The 18,440-nt window shown below is 60.4% G+C and carries 20 protein-coding genes; 10 read left to right on the top strand and 10 right to left on the bottom strand.

The window, feature by feature from the left end:
- The first annotated feature begins 231 nt into the window (after nucleotides 1-231).
- The 8 genes from ABGM91_RS00655 to ABGM91_RS00620 all read left to right on the top strand — a co-directional run bounded on the left by ABGM91_RS00655 (nucleotide 232) and on the right by ABGM91_RS00620 (nucleotide 6,960).
- Entirely contained in the window at nucleotides 232-801 is a 570-nt protein-coding gene (locus ABGM91_RS00655; RefSeq protein ID WP_354832924.1) for a hypothetical protein, read from the top strand.
- 145 nt (nucleotides 802-946) lie between these two features.
- Nucleotides 947-1,546, top strand: a complete 600-nt coding sequence (locus ABGM91_RS00650; protein WP_354832922.1) for a hypothetical protein — start codon at nucleotides 947-949, stop codon at nucleotides 1,544-1,546.
- Nucleotides 1,547-1,675: 129 nt separating this feature from the next.
- A complete protein-coding gene (locus tag ABGM91_RS00645; protein WP_215429060.1) occupies nucleotides 1,676-2,086 on the top strand; it encodes an AIR carboxylase family protein in 411 nt (136 codons plus the stop codon).
- Between the two features lie 26 nt (nucleotides 2,087-2,112).
- Nucleotides 2,113-2,649 carry a bifunctional pyr operon transcriptional regulator/uracil phosphoribosyltransferase PyrR gene (pyrR, locus tag ABGM91_RS00640; protein ID WP_215429061.1) on the top strand — a complete coding sequence of 179 codons (537 nt, stop codon included), beginning with the start codon at nucleotides 2,113-2,115 and terminating at the stop codon, nucleotides 2,647-2,649.
- A 28-nt stretch (nucleotides 2,650-2,677) separates the two neighbouring features.
- Nucleotides 2,678-3,604, top strand: coding sequence for an aspartate carbamoyltransferase catalytic subunit (locus ABGM91_RS00635; RefSeq protein WP_215429062.1), 927 nt, complete (start codon nucleotides 2,678-2,680; stop codon nucleotides 3,602-3,604).
- Nucleotides 3,605-3,610: 6 nt separating this feature from the next.
- A complete protein-coding gene (locus ABGM91_RS00630; protein WP_354832919.1) occupies nucleotides 3,611-4,885 on the top strand; it encodes a dihydroorotase in 1,275 nt (424 codons plus the stop codon).
- 63 nt (nucleotides 4,886-4,948) lie between these two features.
- Nucleotides 4,949-5,641 carry a tRNA (N6-threonylcarbamoyladenosine(37)-N6)-methyltransferase TrmO gene (tsaA, locus tag ABGM91_RS00625; protein ID WP_354832917.1) on the top strand — a complete coding sequence of 231 codons (693 nt, stop codon included), beginning with the start codon at nucleotides 4,949-4,951 and terminating at the stop codon, nucleotides 5,639-5,641.
- Nucleotides 5,642-5,820: 179 nt separating this feature from the next.
- Nucleotides 5,821-6,960 (top strand): serine hydrolase domain-containing protein, encoded by a 1,140-nt coding sequence (locus ABGM91_RS00620; RefSeq protein ID WP_354832915.1) that lies wholly within the window; start codon nucleotides 5,821-5,823, stop codon nucleotides 6,958-6,960.
- Nucleotides 6,961-7,044: 84 nt separating this feature from the next.
- Here ABGM91_RS00620 and ABGM91_RS00615 read toward each other — a convergent pair whose 3' ends face one another.
- From ABGM91_RS00615 to ABGM91_RS00570, 10 genes are all read right to left on the bottom strand, one after another.
- Nucleotides 7,045-7,437, bottom strand: coding sequence for an SH3 domain-containing protein (locus ABGM91_RS00615; RefSeq protein ID WP_354832913.1), 393 nt, complete (start codon nucleotides 7,435-7,437; stop codon nucleotides 7,045-7,047).
- A 111-nt stretch (nucleotides 7,438-7,548) separates the two neighbouring features.
- Nucleotides 7,549-8,091 (bottom strand): hypothetical protein, encoded by a 543-nt coding sequence (locus tag ABGM91_RS00610; protein ID WP_354832911.1) that lies wholly within the window; start codon nucleotides 8,089-8,091, stop codon nucleotides 7,549-7,551.
- Between the two features lie 421 nt (nucleotides 8,092-8,512).
- Nucleotides 8,513-9,877 carry an efflux transporter outer membrane subunit gene (locus tag ABGM91_RS00605; protein WP_354832909.1) on the bottom strand — a complete coding sequence of 455 codons (1,365 nt, stop codon included), beginning with the start codon at nucleotides 9,875-9,877 and terminating at the stop codon, nucleotides 8,513-8,515.
- Nucleotides 9,878-9,910: 33 nt separating this feature from the next.
- A complete protein-coding gene (locus tag ABGM91_RS00600; protein ID WP_215428305.1) occupies nucleotides 9,911-11,272 on the bottom strand; it encodes an ABC transporter permease in 1,362 nt (453 codons plus the stop codon).
- A complete protein-coding gene (locus ABGM91_RS00595; RefSeq protein ID WP_354832907.1) occupies nucleotides 11,269-11,973 on the bottom strand; it encodes an ABC transporter ATP-binding protein in 705 nt (234 codons plus the stop codon). Before ABGM91_RS00595 ends, ABGM91_RS00600 begins: the two co-directional genes overlap by 4 nt.
- A gap of 64 nt (nucleotides 11,974-12,037) precedes the next feature.
- Nucleotides 12,038-13,429 carry an efflux RND transporter periplasmic adaptor subunit gene (locus tag ABGM91_RS00590; protein ID WP_354832905.1) on the bottom strand — a complete coding sequence of 464 codons (1,392 nt, stop codon included), beginning with the start codon at nucleotides 13,427-13,429 and terminating at the stop codon, nucleotides 12,038-12,040.
- Nucleotides 13,430-14,327: 898 nt separating this feature from the next.
- Entirely contained in the window at nucleotides 14,328-14,735 is a 408-nt protein-coding gene (locus ABGM91_RS00585; RefSeq protein ID WP_354832903.1) for a (deoxy)nucleoside triphosphate pyrophosphohydrolase, read from the bottom strand.
- A complete protein-coding gene (locus tag ABGM91_RS00580; RefSeq protein WP_354832901.1) occupies nucleotides 14,732-15,241 on the bottom strand; it encodes a metallophosphoesterase family protein in 510 nt (169 codons plus the stop codon). Before ABGM91_RS00580 ends, ABGM91_RS00585 begins: the two co-directional genes overlap by 4 nt.
- Before the next feature lie 6 nt (nucleotides 15,242-15,247).
- Entirely contained in the window at nucleotides 15,248-16,216 is a 969-nt protein-coding gene (locus ABGM91_RS00575) for an RsmB/NOP family class I SAM-dependent RNA methyltransferase (protein ID WP_354832899.1), read from the bottom strand.
- 4 nt (nucleotides 16,217-16,220) lie between these two features.
- Complete coding sequence (locus ABGM91_RS00570) at nucleotides 16,221-17,180, bottom strand: ROK family protein (RefSeq protein WP_354832897.1); 960 nt, start codon at nucleotides 17,178-17,180, stop codon at nucleotides 16,221-16,223.
- 223 nt (nucleotides 17,181-17,403) lie between these two features.
- Here ABGM91_RS00570 and ABGM91_RS00565 point away from each other — a divergent pair, with 223 nt between their 5' ends.
- Together ABGM91_RS00565 and rpmG are read left to right on the top strand one after the other, a co-directional pair.
- Nucleotides 17,404-18,216, top strand: a complete 813-nt coding sequence (locus tag ABGM91_RS00565; RefSeq protein ID WP_354832895.1) for a TraR/DksA C4-type zinc finger protein — start codon at nucleotides 17,404-17,406, stop codon at nucleotides 18,214-18,216.
- A gap of 33 nt (nucleotides 18,217-18,249) precedes the next feature.
- Nucleotides 18,250-18,423, top strand: coding sequence for a 50S ribosomal protein L33 (rpmG, locus tag ABGM91_RS00560; RefSeq protein ID WP_022396979.1), 174 nt, complete (start codon nucleotides 18,250-18,252; stop codon nucleotides 18,421-18,423).
- Nucleotides 18,424-18,440 lie beyond the last annotated feature (17 nt).

The following is an 18,440-nucleotide window of genomic DNA, read 5'->3' as shown; positions in this document are numbered from 1 at the left end:
AAGAAGGAGTTATGGCGCGTCATGAACTGCCGTGCGCCGGAAATTGCTGCCTACTGGTGGAAAAGAGGAGGGCGGCGTCCGGGAAAAACGTTTTTTTCTGCGGTTTTCATTCCGGAAGGAGAGATTTTAAGTTTTTCCTGGTGAAACGGCCCGGAAAAGTAAAGTAGTGAAAGAACAGGAGATACCTACAGATTTCGAACGCTCGGGGGGCGCAGCTGTCCAAAATGAGCCATGAGAGCGTCCCGGATCTTCTTAATACTGTGCCCCGTGTGGTTCGCGCTGCCCGGCGCGGGCCAGGATGTGGGGGCTCCCGGCATGCCGAATGTGGACCTGGAAACTCCTTCCGGGCAGAAGCTGGCGAAGGAGAAGGCGGCCATCCGCAAGTTTTTCGTGCTGCTCTATTTGGCGGTAATCCTGCCCGCCATGGAAAACCAGAGCGATCTTTGCAGGGAGAAAGACCTGTATCCCCTCATGCTGGCCGCTTTTCCGGAGCAGGAACTGAAGGAATGCCCGCAGGGGCTCCAGCATTTGATGAATGCCAGGGTGCAGGAGCTGAAGGACGCCGTGGACGGGAAGAGGGAATTGCAAACCACCCCGTTTAATCCGGAAGACCGGGAACTTTTCATCTTCCTGGCTCAGTACGGCATGGAAGACGTGTGCCAGCAGGTCATGAACTGGATAAGCAGGGAAGTCAACACCCGCGGTGACATGGACCAGGAATCCTTTGCCCGGGAGTTCAGAAAATTCCGGGACAAGGTGCGTTCTGGGCATCTGGTGATGCCGGAAGCGGTGGAGGACTGAGCCCGGAGCCGGAGTTCTTCCGGAATGGCCCGGAACTATCCTTGGGGGCATGAGGAAAACTCATTGTTCCAGAATGGCCGTGTGCTATGGTGTTGGCATGTCCGGAGCGAGTCGTCTTTTATTGATTGGTGCATTGTTGGGCGGCATGTGCCCCCTTTCCTCCCGGGCGCAGGATATTGCGGCTCCCTCCATGGCGAATGTGGATTTGGAAACGGAGGAGGGGAAGGCGCTGGAGCGGGGCCGGGAAGCCATTGACAGGGTGGTCGTGCTGGGAAACATCATAAGCATGATAACGACTCTGGAAATGGAGGGCAGGGAGATGCGTGACGTCCTGATGGCCCTGTATGCCAACCATCAGGACGGGGTTCCTCCTCAAATGCTGGAGAAATGCCCGCCTGACTACAGAAGAACCTATGAGGCAGTGAGGGAGGAAACGGGAAAACTTCTGGACAGGGTGCGCAAGGAGAAGATGGATGATGTCCAGTTCCGCGCGGCTTTTAAGGAATTTTACATCCGGACCAATGAAATTAGCGCTCCCGTGGGAGAAAAATACCGTTTGAAAGAACGCAGCATCTCTCTTTTGGAGGCATTGAACCGCAAACTCCGGGTATTGGAGAAGGAGGAAAAAATAAAGCTGCTCCAACGGATGAAGGATGAGCTGATTGCCGGAAAAATGGAACTCCCCGGGTCGGCTGAAGAAGCGGATGATGAGGTCGGAGGATGCTTGAAGGTTTTTGTAAGGTAATGGGAATGCGGAAATGGATATTGGACGCCATTCACGCCTGCGGCCCGCCGCTTTTTTTGAAGGTTAAGTCTTGCCAGGGCAGGGGGCTTGGGGCCATAATCTGCAAGTTTCACAACCGCATACACAGCCATGAAAGTCATCGTCATCTACGGCAGCCCGAATGATAAGCCCTTTATGGAACCCGCCCGCGAGTATTTTACGCAGGAGAATGTTCCGTATGAAGAAACCGTCCTGTCCGCCCACCGCGACCTCCCGGAACTGATCAAGTTCCTGGGTGATCTGGAAGCCAGCGGAGAAAAGGCCGTGATTCTGGCCGTGGCCGGCCTGTCCGCCGCCCTGCCCGGCGTGGTGGTGATGAGCTGCTCTCTTCCGGTAATCGGCGTGCCTGTTCCCGGCGGCCCCCTGAACGGCATTGACGCCCTGCTGGCTATCGCCCAGTGCCCGGGCGGCGTGCCCTGCACCACGGTGGGCCTGCATAAGAAGACCCCCGTTAACGCCGCCATGGCCGCCCACCGTATTCTGAAGCTGGCCGGCCTGTAACCGTTCACTCCTTTACCTTCCGGCAGATGACTCCTCCCCCCTCACAGGAAATCGTGTTGGACGGCCCGGGGATTTCCCGTGCGCTGGAGCGCATGGCCCACGGCATTGTGGCCCGCTTCCCCGGGGAACCGCTCGCCATCGTGGGCCTGCTCAGCCAGGGGGACGTCATCGCCCGGAGGCTGGTGGACAAGGTGAAGGAACTGGGCGTGGAAGCCCAGTGCGGAGCCATTGACATTTCCCTGTACCGGGATGACATTTTCAAGCTGGAGGCCCGTCCCTCCCTCCGCTCCTCCAACCTCTCCTTTTCCACGGATGACATGAGGGTGGTGCTGGTGGACGACGTCCTTTATACGGGGCGCACCATCCGCGCGGCCCTGAACGCCCTCTTTGACTACGGGCGCCCGGCCCGCATAGAGCTGGCCTGCCTGATTGACCGCGGGGGGCGGGAGGTGCCCATCCAGCCGGACTATACGGGCCACGTGCTGGACCACGCCGGGGCCAAGGTCATCGTAAGCATGAAGGAGGCCGACGGCGAAGACCGTGTGGTCATCGCCGCCAATTAAACAGTTCTCAATCCATTACCCGTTTTTCATGAATCCCCGCAAGGATCTTCTCAACATCTCCTCGTTGACCGACGAGGAAATTCATACGCTGCTGGATTCGGCCGGTCCGATGAAGGAGCTCTTCACCAAAAGCGTCAAAAAGGTGCCTGCCCTGAAAGGGAAGTCCGTTTTGACGCTTTTTTATGAGCCCAGCACCCGCACCCGCTCCTCCTTTGAGGTGGCGGCGGAACGCCTGTCCGCAGACGTGACCAACTTTACGGTGTCCACCTCTTCCGTGGTGAAGGGGGAATCCGTGCAGGACACGATTGCCACGCTCCAGGCCATGAAGGTGGATTACGTGATTGTGCGCCATTACAACAGCGGCCTGCCGAACGTGATTGCGCGCCATACCTGCGCCAGCGTCATCAACGCCGGGGACGGGGCGCATGCCCATCCCTCCCAGGCCTTGCTGGATTCCTTCACCATCCGGGAGGTGTTCCCGGACGTGAGGGGAAAGCGCGTGCTGATTGTGGGGGACATCCTGCATTCCCGCGTGGCGCGCTCCACCTCCCTGCTGATGAAGAGGCTGGGGATGGAAGTGGCCTACCTGGGGCCCGGCTCCCTGGTGCCGCGCACGGAGCATTCCGGCATCCCCCGTTTTTCGGATTTCAACGAGGCGTTCGCGTGGAAGCCGGACGTCATTTACCTGCTGCGCGTGCAGAAGGAACGGCAGGACGCCCCTTTCTTCCCCAGCGCCCGGGAGTACAACAAGATTTACGGCGTCACGGAGGAACGGCTGGAGCGCATTTCCGGTGAAGGCCTGTACATCATGCATCCGGGCCCGGTCAACCGCGGCGTGGAAATCTGCGACCTGGCAATGGACTACGAGCGCTGCCTCATCAACCGCCAGGTGGAGAACGGCATCGCGTGCCGCATGTCCATCCTTTACCATCTCACCCCGCAAACCCAGCACTGATTGTTCATGAAAACTTCCGTACTTATTCGCAATGCCCGGCTGGCGGACGGTTCCGCTCCGGTGGATATTCTGGTTTCCGGAGGAGTAATCGCCTCCAAGGCGCCTGCCGGAACGCTGTCCGCGGATTCCGCGGAGAAGGTGCTGGACGCCTCCGGCAAGCTGGTGCTGCCCGGCCTGTTTGACCTTCATGCTCACCTGTGCCAGCCCGGACGGGAGGACAAGGAGCGCGTGGCTACGGCTACGGCTGCCGCGCTGCATGGCGGCGTAACCGGACTGATGGCCATGCCGGATACCGATCCCGTGATGGATAACGCCGCCCAGATCACCACCTTCATGGAAATCTGCCGCACGGATGCGCTGGTGGAGGTCATCCCCTCCGGCTGCCTGACCAAGGGGGACGGCGGTGAAGAGCAGGCCTCCTACGACTCCCTGCGCGCCAAGGGCGTGCGCTTCATCACGGACGGGGACCGCGCGCCGGACAACATGCTGCTGCTGTACCGCGCCATGCAGTACGCCAGCAACCTGAACCTCACCTTCGCCCTGCGCGGGGACGTGCCATCCCTGACGGCCAAGGCCACCATGCACCCGGGCACCACCTCCTACCGCCTGGGTCTCACGGGCTCCCCCTCCTGCGCGGAGGAAATAGGGATGGAAACCATCATCCGCCTTTCCGTGGAGACGGGCAACTCCCTGCACGTGCAGACCGTTTCCACCGCCGGCAGCGTGGACATCCTGCGCCGCTGCAAGCCGGAAACCGCCGGACTGAGCGCGGAAGCGGCCCTCCACCACCTCCTGTTCACACATGAGGACGTGGGCCGTTACGATACCAGTTACAAGACCCTGCCTCCCCTGCGGGACCGGTCTGACGTGGACGCTCTGATTGCCGCGGTGAATGACGGCACCATTGACTGCATCGTCTCCGACCACACGCCCTGCACGCCGTTCTCCAAGCTTCAGGACTTCGTCATCGCGCCGCAGGGCATGATTGCCCTGGATACGTTCCTTCCCGCCATTTACCAGTATCTGGTGGAACCCGGAAAAATGTCCTGGCAAACGGTGGCGCGCGCATGCAGCGACGCTCCCCGCAGGCTCATGGGCCTTCCCCCCGTCTCCCTGGAGGAAGGCGCCCCGGCCAACCTGGTGGTGTTTGACCCGGAGGGTGAAACGCCCGTCACGGATGAAACGCTCCGCAGCCGCGCCCGCAATACCCCCTTCCTGGGCAAGACCCTGAAGGGGAAGGTGGAAGCCGTAGTGCTCGGAGAACAGCTTCACTGCTTCTGATGAAAGCGTAATGAAGAAAGACCGGAAGCTATTAATTATTAACTATTAGCTATTAACTTCCTCTTGCACCCCGTCGCCCGCGTCAGCACGTGTTATCCGGACAAGTTCGGCGTGCCGCGCCAGAGCGGCCTGGTGCCGGGAGCACGGGCGCGGCTGGTGTTTGAACCGCCGTTCCGCAATTCGGACGCCGTCCGCGGCCTGGAGGGCTTTTCCCACGTGTGGTTGATCTGGGTGTTCAGTGAAAACCTGCGGGAAGGGTGGAGCCCCACCGTCCGGCCTCCGCGCCTGGGCGGGAATGTGCGCATGGGGGTATTCGCCACGCGCGCGCCGTTCCGGCCCAACCCCATCGGCCTGTCCGCCGTCAGGCTGGAACGGGTGGAACTGCACCCGCAGGACGGCCCGGTACTGCACCTTTCCGGCGTGGACCTGGTGGACGGCACGCCCATTCTGGACATCAAGCCTTATGTGCCCCTGGCGGACTGCATTCCGGAGGCCGCGGAGGGTTTCACCGCCTCCCCCTATGAGCGGCTGGACGTGGAAATACCCGCCGCTCTGGCGGAATCCATGCCGCCGGAGGAACTGGCGGCGCTGGAGGATACGCTGTCCCTGGACCCCCGCCCCCAGTACCAGGATGACCCGGAACGGATTTACGGCCTCCTGTTCTCCGGGTGGGAGGTGAAATTCAGGGTGGTGGAGGGACGCTTGTACGTGCTGTCTCTGGAGCCCTCCGGGCAACGCCCGAATACGGGAGACTAAAGATGAAAGCTTGAAATCCCGGTGTTTTTCCATCCGCCTGCGGTTATATTGGCCGTTGCCCTGGTCATCAGGCGCGGACCCTGGGCGGCCCGTCAGGACAGTGCGGGGGCTTGCTTTACGGGGCATGGGGAGGTAGCCTTCTCCCGGAATCCGGGAATGGAACCGGACTGTTTAAGGGAATGAACAATGACCGGCAGATAGCTGAAGCTTTTGAGAGGAACTTCCGTGATTACGGGGAACTGGGCGCATCCGTTTCCGTCTGGAAGGAGGGGAGGGAAATTGTTTCCCTGCATTCCGGTTTTGCCGTGGCGGATGAAATGCGCCCGTGGACGGACCGTTCCCTGGTGCCCGTTTACTCCGCCACCAAGGGGGCCGCTTCCGCCGCCCTGCTGCTGGCCCTGCACCGGCAGGGAGCCTCACCGCAGATGAGCATGGGGGAACTGTGGCCGGAATTCCCGTTGCCCTACGCATCCATCGCGCAAATGATGTCCCACCAGTGCGGCCTGGCTGCCTTCTCACGGCCTGCCAGCGTCTTTGACCATGAGGACTGCGTTCGCGCCCTGGAGGAAACCGTTCCGGCGTGGCAGCCACCGGAGCACGGCTACCATCCGCATACCTACGGCGTGATGCTGGATGAACTCATGTTGCGCCTGACCGGGGAGCGCCTCTGGCGTTACTGGGAGGAATACATCCGCACGCCGCTGGACCTGGACTTTTACATCCGCCTGCCGGAATCCGAATTCAGCCGGGTGGCGACCCTGTACCCCGGCAAGATGGACATGTCCAACATGGGCACGCCGTTTTATCTGGAATACATGAAGAAGGGAACGCCCGTGAACCGCGCGTTCAACACCCTGACCGGCCTGAACAGCGTCCGGCAGATGAACACGCCGGAAGCGTGGACGTCCGGCGCTCCGGCGTTCGGGGGTGTAGCTTCCGCCCGCGGCATGGCAAAATTCTACCAGGCGTGCCTGGGGCTGGATGAACTTCAGGTATTCCCGGCGGCGGTGCGCGGCTGGATGCGGGACATCGTCATTGACGGCCCGGACCTGACCCTGAAAACGCCCACCGCCTTTTCCTGCGGCTTTATGCATGACCCGGCGGACCCCGCCACGGGGCGCAAGCTGCGCCGCCTGTTCGGCTCCGGCGGCTTCGGGCACGCCGGGGCGGGCGGCTCCCACGCCTTTGCGGACCCGGCCCACGGCCTCTCCTTCGGTTACGCGATGAACCGCATGGACTTGAACGTGCTGCCCGGCGTGAAAACGCGCCTGCTCATTGACGCGGTGATGAAGGAAATTCAGGGGGCGCCGGAGGCGTGACCTTCCGGAAAGAACCGGAGGGCAGGAGAGTAAAAGCCGTTCTTCCGGAGTAAAAGGGAGATTTTCCGGATGCGCGGCCTGTTTTTAAGAGCGTCCGTTTTCCGCGGTCTGCGCCGCTTCATCTCCAATGGACTCATTGGGTATCCATCCCTCCTCCCGGTCGCTTATTCTCCGGACCCACGTCCACCCGTTCAGCGTCCTGATCTTGACGATTTCTTCCCCCGGGTCTACGTTCAATTCCTTGGCGCTGTAATCTTCCAGCACCGTTCCCTGCGCTCCGTCTTCCGGATGGTCAATCAGTTGAACGGGAACCCAGCCTCCATGGCCCCGGCTGTTTTCCGCCCAAATCCAGTCCTTCCAGTTTTCCTCCGGCGCTCTTTCTCCCAGCATAACGCGTTCCCCCTTTTCCAGCCTGATGGGATGTTCATATTCCGTCCGGTGTGAAGCAATTGTTTTAAAAATTTCCTGGGTATTCATTCTTGTATGTGTGTGATGAGCTTTTCCGTAGGGCAATAGAATCCTGTTCGTGCTTTAAGAGGGCGCTGCGTGATTGGCGGGAGCTTGTGTTCCTGGTGAGGTCTTGTCTGGTCAATCTTCATTTGCCGGAACCCATGCCAGTTTCCATTCCCGGCCCTTTCCGTCTTTGGCCCTTAGGGTGAGCGCCAGCTTCAAAGGGGATAATGATTTTTTGCCTATCTCTATGGAAAGAGAATTCTCTTCCATTTTAGTGGTAACGGAGTCGGGTGTCCAGAGAATGGAGAAGACAGGCGTATTTTTTATTTCCGCGGGAAGATGGGCAGTTTCATTGGGATTGATAAAATGTGTTTCCGTCTCGGCATATTCTCTATTTCCAGCGGATTGCCTGGATTGAGCTTTTTCAATAATCAGGGTTCCTCCTTCAGCGGAGAAGGAGTCCTGTGTTTCCCGGTTCCGGAAATAAAGATGGGGAAATTCGGAAGAAATATCCGGGACGAAATCGTCATCTCCATGGTCGCAGCGGCTGCTTTTTTCCTCTGTTCCCATCTTTTGAGAATCGCGGAGGATACCCTTTTCATACCAGATAATACACCCTTCAACGAGTGAGACGGCAGCGAGGAGAACAATGATGGTATTTGTAAGACGGCTGTTCATGCTCCTTCAACAGGGATGGGGTAATGAAAATTCCAATGCTGGGACTAGTGATTGTTTTCCGGAAGCGGAGGACTTACTATCTAGGATGAAGATAAGGCGCATGGTCTTTCATGCCTGTGGCGTTAGTTTTATTTCCCTGTGGAGCGTTAAGCCGTTTTTAGGGAAATAAGGGGCCTCAAATTCATGGAAGGTTCGGAAGCCGTGCTGGCTCCACAAGTATTTAAGTTCCGGCATTTCTAACTACTACCATATCTTTTTGCCCCGCCTCCGCAAGTGCCGAATCTTCCGTTTTTCGACAACACCCCCCTGATGCCTTACGGCAGATAAAAAAACTTCTCCCTGCGCCATCCGCCATGGAGGAGCGCAGGGAGAAGAAGTGATTTAAAGATGAAGAATGCGTCCGGCTCCGGAAAGCCGCCTTTTACCACCCTCCGCCTAGGGCGCGGGCAAGCTGGACGACGGCCTTGCGGATGTTTTGCTTCATGGTGACCAGGGATTCCTCGGAACTGAGCCAGGAGCGCTGGGCCGTGACGACGTTCAGAAAGTCCGTCTGTCCGTTGATGTACAGGGTGCGGGAGAGCAGGAAGGCCTCCTTGTTGGCATTGTTTTCCTTGTGAAGGTATTGCATTTGGGAGGTGTAGTTGCCGTAGGCGATCAGGGCTTCCTCCACCTCGGAGACGGCGGTAATGAGCGTCTTGCGGTAGGCTTCCGCGGCCTGTTCCGCTGCCGCTTTCTGGGCGCGCACCGTGGCTCTCAGGGCTCCGCCCCGGAACAGGGGCTGCACCAGGTTGCCGCCCAGGGACCAGACGTTGTTGTTTTCCCGGAAGAGCTGGCCGAAGTCCCCGCCGCGGCCGGAAAGGGAGCCCGTCAGGCTGAAGCGCGGGTAAAGGTCCGCCACGGCCACGCCCACGTTGGCCACAGCCACGTGCAGGTCCGCCTCCGCGGCGATGACGTCAGGCCTGCGCCGCAGGAGTTCGGAGGGGAGGCCCACCGGAACCACGGGAGTTTTTTCAAAGACGGAGGTTTTGGGAAGCGTCAGTTCCACGCGGGAATTGTACGTGCCCAGCAGCACGGAGAGCTGGTTTTTGGCGGAAGCCACTTGTGCTTCCAGCGCCGGAATACGGCTTTCCGTGGAGGCTACGGTGGAGGTGGCCTGTTCCACGTCCAGGCGGGGGGCGAATTCCGATTTGTAGCGTTTTTCCGCAATGGTGAGGGTGTTGCGCTGGATTTCCAGCTGTTCGCGGGCAATGCGGAGCTGTTCGCAGGCGGTGATCCAGTCAAAGTAGGCCGTGGCTACGTCCGCCAGCAGGGCTGTGCGCACGGCGCCCGCGGAAGCCTCCGTGGACATGAGGGAAGCGCGGTACGCCTCAATGGAACGGCGGTTGCCGCCAAAGAGGTCCAGCTCCCAGGAGGTGGAGGCCCCCAGGGTAAAGTCCTGGGAGGTGGAGCTGCGGAAGCCCCGGTCCGGAGACAGGCTCCAGCCCGCGCTCGCGTCCGCGGAGGGCAGCAGGGAGGCCTGGGAGACGCGCAGCCTTTCCCTGGCTTCCCGGATGCGGAGCAGGGCCGACTTCATGTCCGGATTGTTGTTCAGGGAGGCGGAGACCAGGCGGTTGAGCTGGGGATCCCCGAAGATGTTCCACCAGGAGCGCAGGTCCTTGTCGGAGCTGCGGGGGGGGCGGGACGTGGCCCAGGAGGAGGGCAGGTCATTGGCCGGCGGCCGGAAGTCAGGGCCTACCATGCAGGAACTCAGGCAGCAGGCGGCCAGCAGGGGGAGGTATTTGAACATGGATGACATGGAAAAGAAAAGAGTAAGGGGAGGTTATTCGTGGCGCAGGGCGTCGATGGGGTCCATTTTGGAAGCCTTCCAGGACGGATACCACCCGAAAGCCAGGCCGATGAACACGGAGACGCCCACGGCCAGGGCCATGGCTTCCGGGGAGGAGGCGGTGGCCCAGTTCATGGTGCGGCTGACGATGATGGAGATGGCCTTGCCGAGCATGATGCCCAGCGCGCCGCCCACCACGCAGAGCAGCACCGCTTCCAGCAGGAACTGGCGCATGATGTCCTGCGGACGGGCGCCCACGGCCATGCGCAGGCCGATTTCCTTGGTGCGTTCCGTGACGGAGACGAGCATGATGTTCATGATGCCCACGCCGCCCACGACCAGGGAGATCATGGCCACGATCATCAGCAGGTTGGTCATGACTTCCGTGGTGCTGCTCATGGCGCGGGACATTTCAGCCATGTCCCACACCCGGAAGTCGTCCAGCTGGCCGTCCTTCAGGTTGTGCTTGGCGCGGATGACTTCCGTAATCTGGTCGATCGCCTCGGAGGAGCGCTCCGGGTCCGCAATCTGCGCCATGATGGAGTCAATGTTGTTGAAGCGGCGCGGATGGGGGGCGTCCGTGTACGGCTGGTCCGTGGTTTCCGTGTAGTAATCCACGGAATTGGCGGTGTACTTGTCCGCCCGGTTGAAGGTGGTGGTGGATTTGCCGGAGGAGGAGGCGGACCCGCCACCCAGCCCCTGAAGGCGGTAGCGGATGCTCGTCCACGGCAGGATGATGGAGTCGTCCTGGTCGCGGCCCATCATGTTGGCCCCCTTCTTCTGGAGGATGCCGATGACCTTGAACATGACGTTCTTGATGCGGATGTCCTTGCCCAGCGGGTCTTCATCCCCGAAGAGTTCCCTGGCTACCGTCTGGCCGATGACGCACACGCGCCTGGCCTGCTCCACGTCTTCCTCGGAGAAGGGCTGGCCGCGTTCCATGTCATACCAGCTTTTGATTTTCAGGTATTCCACGGAACCGCCTTCCACGGTTTCCGGGCTCCAGTTCTTGTTGCCGTAAATGACCTGGCCGCTGGCGCGCACCACGGGCGTGGCGCGCAGGACCATGGTACAGTCTTTCATGATGGCTTCACAGTCCGCGTTGGTCAGGGAGGCCCTGCCGCCCGCGCCGGTGTTGACGCCGCTTTTGGAGATGGCGCCGGGGCGGATGTTCAGGGTGTCCGCCCCCATGGAGGCGATGGTGTTTTTAATCTGGAGCGTGGACCCCTGGCCTATTTCCACCATGGCGATCACCGCGGCAATGCCGATGATGATGCCCAGGATGGTGAGCGCGGCGCGCATGGGGTTGCGCACCAGGGCCTTGATGCAGGTTTTAAGGAGGGGAAGGAATTTCATACGTCGTCCTTGCTTAGCGTGTCGGAAATCCCTTCGCAGATGAGGCCGTCCGCCATGTTGATGGCCCGGTCCGTGAAGGCGGCTATTTTGGGGTCATGCGTCACCAGGATGACCGTGATCCCCTTCCGGCGGTTCAGGTCTCTGAACATGTGCAGCACTTCCTTGGAGGTGGTGGAGTCCAGGTTGCCCGTGGGCTCGTCCGCCAGCAGGATGCTGGGGTTGTTGATGAGGGAGCGGGCGATGGCTACGCGCTGCTGCTGGCCGCCGGAAAGCTGGGCCGGGGTGTGGTCCATGCGGTCGGAAAGGCCCACCAGGTTCAGCAGCTCCACGGAGCGCTCGCGCATGGCCTTCATGCTGAGGGTGGGGTGGGCGTACACGGCGGGCATCATCACGTTTTCCAGCGCGGTGGTGCGGGAGAGCAGGTTGAAGTTCTGGAAGACGAAGCCGATGCGCTTGTTCCGGAGCGTGGCGCGCTCTGCGGCGTTGAATTTGGCTACGTCCTCTCCGGCAATGTAGTAATGGCCGGAACTGGGGCGGTCCAGGCAGCCCAGGATGTTCATCAGGGTGGATTTTCCGGAGCCGGAGGCCCCCGTGAGGGAGACGAACTCCCCTTCCCTGATGTCCAGGGTGATGCCCTTGAGCACTTGAAGGTCTATTTCCCCCAGGTGGTACACCTTGGTTATGTCACGTAAGCGGATCACGTTGTTGTAATGCTTGATGCGGTAAAAAAATGGTTGAGCGGGCTGGTATGGCGTGGTCCCCGGATCAGGGAGGCGGGGGCGGGCCGCCATTGCCGGAGGCCGCCTTCGTATTGCCCGTGCTCGGCTTGCGGCGCGGAGGCATCTTGGGAGCGAACGGGTTTTCACCGCCGGCGGAGGCGGACGTTCCGTCCCCGGAGTTCTCGGAGCGGTTCAGGATCTGCGCCGTGGAGACAATTTCCATACCTTCCCGGAGCGTTTCCCCCTTGACGGCCGTCATCATGCCGTTGCTTTCCCCCCTGGTGACCAGGTGGGGGTAAAGAAGACTGTCCCGCAGTTCCCAGACCACGGCTTTTTTCTCCTGTCCCTTTTGTGCGGGAGCGGCCAGTTCGGGCTGCATCTGTTCAAGGGCTTTTTTCTGTTCGGCGCCGATGATGTCCGCTTCCGGCTGAAAGCGGAGCGCGGCATTGGAGACCAGGAAGGCATTCCGGATGTCCTCCACCACAAACTGGACGTTGGCCGTCAGGTAGGGGATGAGGAGCTTGTCCGGGTTGGGAACGTCAATGTCCACAATGTAGGTGACCACGTTGGAGGTCATGGTGGCGTCCAGGCGGATTTTGTCTACCGTTCCCTTGAATTTGCGGCCGGAAAAGGCGTCCACGGTAAAGATGACTTCCTGCCCCTGGCGGATGCTGCCGATGTCCGCCTCATTCACGGCGGCCCAGATTTTAAGCTTGGAAAGGTCCGTAGCGATGTAGAAGAGGCTGGAGGCGCTCATGCTGGAAACCACCGTCTGGCCGATGTTCACCAGGCGCTTGACCACCACGCCGTCCACGGGGGACTGGATGGTGGTGTATTCCAGGTTGCGCATTTCCTTTTTCAGCGCGGCTTCCGCCTGTTTCAGGGAGGCCTCCGCTTCCAGCAGGGAAGCTTCCGCCACGGCTACGTTGGCGCGTGCAGTCTCTTCATCCGCAATGTACTGGTCATAGCTGGACTTGGACAGGGCGTCCCCCGGTCCCAGCTTTTCCGCGCGTTCCCGGTCCAGCTTGGCCTGGTGGTGCTTGGCCTTGGCCTGCTGGATGTCCGCCCTGGCGCGGGCGATTCCGGCGGAGGCCTGCGCCTTGGAGGCTTCCGCACGCTGCACGTCCAGCTGTACGGGCAGCTTGTCGATCTCCGCGAGCATCTGCCCCGCCTTCACCGGGCTGGAGTAATCCACCACCTTGCCGTTCAGATCCTTGCCGAACTCCATGATGATGCCGCTGACCTGGGCGCCCACGTCCACCAGTTCATCAGGTTCCGTGACGCCGGTGGCATCAATGGTGATCATCAGATCCCCCTTTTCAAGAGGCTCTGTCTGGTACTCCACCTGGATGGCTTCATTCCCCTTCCACTGTTCCCAGGCGAACCAGGCGCCTGCGAGAACGACAATGACGATGATGAGTTTGATAAATCCCTTCACGACTATAATATACTTCGCAATAATGAAAAAGTTGCACAGATGTTAAAAACTTTTTCGCAACGGGGAGTGATCCTACCATGATTTCCGGAAATGTCTAAGGATTTATTTCATTCCATAACAGTTATGGAATATTAACTAATTATCTTACATAATCGTAATGCCCGTGCTCTTTTTTACGGAATTGTAAGGGGCTGGGGCAGGGCGCCCGGAGAGTGCTCCCGGCAATCAATTGATATCCATGCTTTTTCATTCAAAGGTAAAAACTGGCACGTTTCTTGCAAGGTAAAATGTGAAGGATCGCGTGATCCGGAAATAACCAGTAAACCATATGTACAAGAACGATTTATTTGATTTGATGTTCAGGCTGCTTCATTCCTTCTGCCGTTCCTCCCGGCCATGCAGGAACCGGAAGGAGAGGGAACGGAAGGCCCTGGAATATTTGAAGATCATGGCGGCCAACGCGCGGATGCGTTCCTTTTGAGCGCCCTCCGGGCTTCTGTATGGAAACCATGCAGGGCAGAAGCCGTAAAAACTGTTGGCGCCCATGCTCCGGCGGGCATGTGTTCAATTAGGCCGCCGGGCTCCCGGCTGCAAAGGGAGAGGAAAGACACCGCTGCACCGTCACTGGCAATGAGCCACGTTCCCGTGCCTCAATAGAGCGGGGACTTCCGCCGCTGTTTTGACTTATCCGGTATAGGACTTAGTCAGCCCTGCGTCGGGGCTGCCCCCATTAGGTATAATATCGGTTCGGGCCACTTTGCCAGGTGTTGACGAGTGCAGCAGCCAACACCTTATATACTGCACGGCGGGATATTATCCAAGGTGTTTTTGGAATCTTTTAAGACATGCGCGGAAGGGCCGCCGGGGAGTGATTGAACCTGAACGGGATGCCGTTCCGTCAGCAGGCACCCTCCAGCCATTCCTTTAAAATGGGGCGGTCTGCGGGCGCCCACGGCAGTTCCGCCAGCGTGCGGCGGGAGAAGAAGCCCAGGCTTTCATGCTCCAGGGGCCGGGGCAACGCTCCGGGTTCCAGGCGGCATAGGAAGGGGATGAGGCGGATGATGCGTTCCTTTTCCCCGTGCCGTACGGGAGTGAGCATGCGGACGGGATGGACGGCGCACCCCAGCTCTTCCCGGATTTCCCGGATGATGGCGTCCTGCGCGTTTTCTCCGGGTTCCAGTTTTCCGCCGGGAAATTCATAAAGCAGCCCGTTGGACTGTCCCGCGGCCTTTCTGGCGGCCAGGAGCAGGGTTCCCTGGGCGGCGGACAGCTCAATCAGGGCGCAGCAAACGTCCAGGGTGTTCATGATGCGCTTAAATCCACGGCGTGCAGGTTCATGATGCGGGAGTCCGTATCCAGAATGCCGAAGCCGATGCGCCCGGTTCTTCCCTGGAGTTCCCCCGGATTGGCAAGCAGGCAGTCTCCGTACATTTCCCGCACGGCCTGGTGGGTGTGGCCGTACAGGGCGGCGTCCACATTGCCGCTCCGTGCTTCCCGCATGGCGTATTTGGGATAATGGGAGAGGGAGAATTTCATGCCGTACCTGGTGATGACGGCGTGTTCCGGGTGCAGGCGCGCCGCCGGGGAGTTGGCCGCCATCCGGTGCATCAGGAGAAGATCGTAATCGTTATTGCCCGGCACGGCGTCCAGGGGCAGGCCGCCGGTCAGCTCCAATATGCGCAGGAAGCTTTCCGGGGTGGTGCAGTCTCCTAGGAAAAAGAAATGTCCGCAGCCCAGCAGGCGCATCTGGCGCATGGCGGGCTCCAGGTGGTCCGTGCGGTCGTGCAGGTCGGAAAAAATGCCTATCTTCATGTTCTTTCAGCGGGTCATGGCCTGGATGGGCCAGGCCAGCAGTTCGTCAGGCAGGGGAGGCAGGGGAGAGGATTCCCCGTCCCGGCGCAGCAGGCAGGTGAAGCCGCCCGCGCCCGCTCCGTGGAAAGGCATAAGACGGTAGCAGGCCTCCCGCGCCAGCGCGGAGCGGAAGGGCTCCAGCTCCGGCACGGGCACGGTGCACAGATACGGACAGCGTTTCAGCAGGTACAGGATGTTGCGCTCGTTCTCCTCCGGGGCGTAGGTGCAGGTGGTGTACAGCAGATGGCCTCCGGGCGCCAGGCAGCGGACCGCCGCCAGCAGGATGCCCCGCTGCCGCTTGGCGTTGCCCCCGGTCACGGAGGGGTTGAAGCAGCCGGGGTTGGGAATGCCCTTGGCCAGCAGGGACTGCCCGCTGCACGGGGCGTCCGCCAGAATGAGGTCAAAACTGCCGGGGGCGAGTTCCGCCCACTGGTCCGGCCGCAGGCGCTGGGTGTACAGGCCCGTGAAGCCGCAGCGCAGCAGGTTGTGGCGCAGGATGCCCAGGCGTTTGGGGTGCACCTCGTTGGAGACGTGCACCCGCGGGGCGACCCGCGTTTGCGCCAGAATGCTTTTCCCTCCGGGCGCGGCACACAGGTCCAGGCAGCGTTCCGGCCGGAGGGGCAGATGGGCCAGCGGGGCGGTCTCCCAGACGGAGGAGAGGTCCAGGGGGTAGTAATAGCCGCGTTCGTAATCCGGCAGGGAACCGGGCCGGGCCTCCGTTTCTCCCGCCGGGAGCGCCAGAATGGAAGGGTGCCCCCAGTCCCGCGGCGTTTCATCCGCAGGGAGGGGCGGAACGTAGCCTTCCGGAGCCTGCGGGGTGATGACCAGCGCGCTTCTGGCGCGGTCCCCGGCCTGCATGGCATCCAGAAAATCCTGCTCCTGTTCCGGAGCCAGCCCCAGCTTGGAGGCGAGCCTGAGTATTTGGATGGAGGACACGAGATCAGGCCCGGAACGTTTCGCCGAAGTGGGTGTTGAGCGCCAGATGGGCGGACCCCAGGATGCCCGCCTCCGTGCCGAACTGGGCGGGGAGGATTTCAAGCTCTTCCACCAGCGGGGCGGCAAGCTGGGCCCTCATGATTTCCTGGAGGGGCTGGAAGAGCAGGGTCTTGGCCTTCGCCACGCCGCCGCCGATGATGATGGCCTGCGGGTTCAGCAGGTAGCAGCAGTTCATCAGCGCGCAGGAAAGCTTCACGGCCAGGTCCCGCCATACCTGGGCGGCCACTTCATCCCCCGCCAGCGCGGCCCGTTCCAGGGCGATGGGGTTGCAGTCCACAATGGCCTTGTCCACGCCGTGGCTGGCGTACAGGGTGCGGGCGTCCGCCGCTATTTCCCGGTTGCCCACGTAATCCTCCAGGGCGCCGCGGTTGCCGTAATGGCCCAGCCGTCCCCGGTAGTCAATGCTCGTCTGTCCCAGCTCTCCGGCGGAGCAGGTGGCCCCGCGCACAAGGTCCCCGTTCACGATGAGGCCGCTGCCCACACCCGTGCCAAGGGTCAGGCAGACCAGGTGCCTTTTTCCTTTTCCTGCCCCCAGCTTCCATTCCGCGTAGGCCATGCAGTTGGCGTCGTTCTCCACATACACGGGCAGTCCGCAGGCGGCCTGGAGCATGTCCCGCACCGGAACGTTGTTCCATCCGGGCACGTTGGTGAGCGTGTAAACGGTTCCCTGGTAAAAATTGACGAAGCCGGGCATCCCCATGCCGATGGCCTGCACCTCCGGGTGGTTCAGCCGCAGCATGTTCACGAACTGGGCGATGGCTTCAATCAATTGATCCGGATTGCCGTATTCCTGGGTGGCGATGGAAGGCGCGTGCGCGATCACTTCCGTCCCTTTGACGACCCCCAGCTTGATGGAGGTGCCCCCGAAGTCAATGCCGATGGTGGGGATGGTTGAAGCTGTCATATGGTACCAATATAGAATTTTACGGGTCGATGGAAAGGTTAAATGAAGTACGTTTCCGTTAAAAAAACGGCCGGAAGGATGCCGCGGAAAATGACTTGTTTCATGGCTGAATTTTCTTGAATGAACATTTGGCCGCTTGTAGTGTCTCATAGTCTAGTCAGTTGGGCGGTCTCGCCCGCTGTTCGTGAAACATCGTCAACCTCAGCCCATAGAGACACCTCATATGCCTACTCCCAAGAAAACCGAAAGCAAGGCCGCCGCCAAAAAAGCTCCGGCTCCCAAGAAAAAGACCTGCGGGAAGACCGCCTGCAAGACCCCTGTAGAGCAAGAGGCTCCCGCTAAAAAGAAAAAGGCTGCGGAACCGAAAAAGGCCGTCAAGCCGGCTAAAAAAGCCGCCTCCCCTGCTGCCGCTGTGGAAAAGAAGCCGGAACCTAAGACGGCCAAAAAGGCCCCGGCCAGGAAAACCGCCGCTTCTCCCGCCGCTCCGGCGCCCGCTCCCGCCAGGAATGAGCTGACGGATGAACAGACGGAAGCCATTGCCGCCGCCAAGGCGCAACTGGCCGCGGACCCGGAATGGGAACCCTTTGTGCTGATGCAGCGCCAGCACCTGATGGACCTGCGCGACAGGGCGCTGGACAACATGAGCGGCGTGGCCCGCGACACCCTCCGGAACCATCCGGAAGGCAGTGAGGCCTCCGGCTCCGGTGAGCACCAGGCGGACGCCGGCAGCGACGCCTATGACCGTGACTTCGCCCTCAGCCTTCTTTCCAAGGAACAGGACGGCCTGTATGAAATTGAGCAGGCGCTTGCCCGCATTGACAACGGAACGTACGGCATTTGTGAAATGTCATACAAGGTCATTCCCATCCTGCGCCTGGAGGCCATCCCCTTCGCGCGCCTTACCGTGGAATGCCAGGCCCAGTGGGAAAAGGAAAAAGGGCAGAACGCCCGGTTCCGCCCCAGAGTGGCCCTGGGCTTTGCGGGAGGACAAAATGATGTTGATTTATCTGTTTCACTTGACGATGATGAAGAATAGTGTATAAATCCTCCCCCGTAACACATTTTCATCATGCCAAGAGACATCATCATCCTCGAATGCACTGAGGCCAAAGCCGAAGGAAAGCCTACGTCCCGCTACGTCACCACGCGCAACAAGAAGAGCCTGCGTACCCCCGGCCGCCTGGAAAAGGTTAAGTACAATCCTTTCCTGAAGCGCCGTACGCTTCATCGTGAAATGCGTTAATAACGGGCCAGCCTATA

It is taken from the genome of Akkermansia muciniphila (assembly GCF_040616545.1).
GTDB classification, from domain to species: Bacteria; Verrucomicrobiota; Verrucomicrobiia; order Verrucomicrobiales; family Akkermansiaceae; genus Akkermansia; species Akkermansia muciniphila_E.
This window is presented reverse-complemented; position numbering and strand designations above follow the sequence as displayed.

Excerpts from the sequence above, each read along its gene's own strand:
- ABGM91_RS00605 (WP_354832909.1), bottom strand. The coding sequence starts at position 9,877 with ATGTTCAAATACCTCCCCCTGCTGGCCGCCTGCTGCCTGAGTTCCTGC.
- ABGM91_RS00565 (WP_354832895.1), top strand. The coding sequence starts at position 17,404 with ATGCCTACTCCCAAGAAAACCGAAAGCAAGGCCGCCGCCAAAAAAGCT.
- ABGM91_RS00650 (WP_354832922.1), top strand. The coding sequence starts at position 947 with ATGTGCCCCCTTTCCTCCCGGGCGCAGGATATTGCGGCTCCCTCCATG.
- ABGM91_RS00620 (WP_354832915.1), top strand. The coding sequence starts at position 5,821 with ATGAACAATGACCGGCAGATAGCTGAAGCTTTTGAGAGGAACTTCCGT.
- ABGM91_RS00570 (WP_354832897.1), bottom strand. The coding sequence starts at position 17,180 with ATGACAGCTTCAACCATCCCCACCATCGGCATTGACTTCGGGGGCACC.
- ABGM91_RS00645 (WP_215429060.1), top strand. The coding sequence starts at position 1,676 with ATGAAAGTCATCGTCATCTACGGCAGCCCGAATGATAAGCCCTTTATG.
- ABGM91_RS00600 (WP_215428305.1), bottom strand. The coding sequence starts at position 11,272 with ATGAAATTCCTTCCCCTCCTTAAAACCTGCATCAAGGCCCTGGTGCGC.
- ABGM91_RS00635 (WP_215429062.1), top strand. The coding sequence starts at position 2,678 with ATGAATCCCCGCAAGGATCTTCTCAACATCTCCTCGTTGACCGACGAG.
- ABGM91_RS00580 (WP_354832901.1), bottom strand. The coding sequence starts at position 15,241 with ATGAAGATAGGCATTTTTTCCGACCTGCACGACCGCACGGACCACCTG.
- rpmG (WP_022396979.1), top strand. The coding sequence starts at position 18,250 with ATGCCAAGAGACATCATCATCCTCGAATGCACTGAGGCCAAAGCCGAA.
- ABGM91_RS00655 (WP_354832924.1), top strand. The coding sequence starts at position 232 with ATGAGAGCGTCCCGGATCTTCTTAATACTGTGCCCCGTGTGGTTCGCG.
- ABGM91_RS00630 (WP_354832919.1), top strand. The coding sequence starts at position 3,611 with ATGAAAACTTCCGTACTTATTCGCAATGCCCGGCTGGCGGACGGTTCC.
- ABGM91_RS00585 (WP_354832903.1), bottom strand. The coding sequence starts at position 14,735 with ATGAACACCCTGGACGTTTGCTGCGCCCTGATTGAGCTGTCCGCCGCC.
- ABGM91_RS00615 (WP_354832913.1), bottom strand. The coding sequence starts at position 7,437 with ATGAATACCCAGGAAATTTTTAAAACAATTGCTTCACACCGGACGGAA.
- ABGM91_RS00610 (WP_354832911.1), bottom strand. The coding sequence starts at position 8,091 with ATGAACAGCCGTCTTACAAATACCATCATTGTTCTCCTCGCTGCCGTC.
- pyrR (WP_215429061.1), top strand. The coding sequence starts at position 2,113 with ATGACTCCTCCCCCCTCACAGGAAATCGTGTTGGACGGCCCGGGGATT.